We start from the raw sequence: 1,170 nt of genomic DNA, 5'->3' as shown, positions 1-1,170 counted from the left end.
CTCTAGCCAAACAGCTTCGCAAATTCGGCTACAACGTTCAGATCACTCCCGCCAACAGGGCGCCAGCATAAGACTCGCGAGCGCAACCCTGGAGGCGTGATTTTCGACGGAGTACTACCGTTTTAGTGGATGTTGACGAGAAGACCGAGGCCCCAAACCTTAATCAGCCTGATAGATCGGCCTACCCTAAGAAAAAGAAGCGAATGATGGCCAGACCCAAGGCGAACGTAAATCCATATCCGAAGTTCTCAATCCGAACCGCTTGCTTACCCTTCCGACGAAGCACGATGCCCACCTGCGACATCACCAAACCAGTAATGACGGGACTGACCACCAGGCTGATGCCGTGAAACTTTGATGGGTGGACTAGTGGGTGCGGAAACAGACGTAGGCTCGCGATCCCGAAAGCGACGCCCAGCAACAAATAACCTATGGCGGCTAGGATCGGATTGATGGCGTTTGATACTTCAAACACATTTCGAATTGATCGCTCGATGAGAGCGACTATCGCTTCCACAACAACCTGAAAGAACACCTCGAACAGCAGTTCGGCAGCGACAGATAGCAACGCAAAAAAGACTTCCTCCATAACTCGATATATTAGCGAGGTGTCTCCGGACCAACGATTTTGCGGCGTCTGCTCGAAGCCAGGCTCAAGAAACACGGCAGCCGCGAGTACGTGCAGGTGCTTCGCCTGCTGGAGACCTTCGACCTCGCTGAGCTAACCCATGCCATCGAAGATGCCCTGCGGTTAGGCACGATCAGCTTCGATGCAGTGCGTCATCTGCTGCTGTGCCGGATCGAACGAAGACCGCCACGGTTGGACATGGAGAACTATCCCCACCTGCCACTGGCCCAGGTGCGCACGACGCAGGCCGCCGACTACATGACCTTGCTTGCCGAGGTGTGCCCATGAGCGGCGCCGGCGGCCCTTCTCGCCCGTCAATCTCACTACAACCCAACTACCTCCTACTGGCCTACTTTTGCTCCGCCTCAGTGGCCTAGTTTTACTCCGCCCTTGACAACAGCATCGCGCGCTCGCGCTCGCGTTCGTGACACACCCAAAGCCTAGAAGTTGAAATAGCTCGAAAAGTTGATGAGCAACGCAAAGCGATCCACGAACAGGCATTTAAGGACGCCGATGATGCGGCAAGATTAAAGATCGCTGAA

1 protein-coding gene and 1 pseudogene are annotated in these 1,170 nt (G+C 54.9%); one reads left to right on the top strand and one right to left on the bottom strand.

Annotated elements, in window-relative coordinates:
• Positions 1–181: 181 nt before the first annotated feature.
• Complete coding sequence (locus Q363_RS31720) at positions 182–589, bottom strand: hypothetical protein (RefSeq protein ID WP_035358798.1); 408 nt, start codon at positions 587–589, stop codon at positions 182–184.
• A 39-nt stretch (positions 590–628) separates the two neighbouring features.
• On the opposite strand from Q363_RS31720, the pseudogene Q363_RS31715 reads away from it, so the two are divergent.
• Positions 629–916: pseudogene (locus Q363_RS31715) on the top strand (IS21 family transposase); the annotation flags it as partial.
• Positions 917–1,170 lie beyond the last annotated feature (254 nt).

The sequence above is a fragment of the Edaphobacter aggregans DSM 19364 genome, assembly GCF_000745965.1.
GTDB classification, from domain to species: Bacteria; Acidobacteriota; Terriglobia; order Terriglobales; family Acidobacteriaceae; genus Edaphobacter; species Edaphobacter aggregans.
The sequence above is the reverse complement of the archived record's forward strand: the minus strand, read 5'-3'. Positions and strand labels throughout refer to the sequence as shown.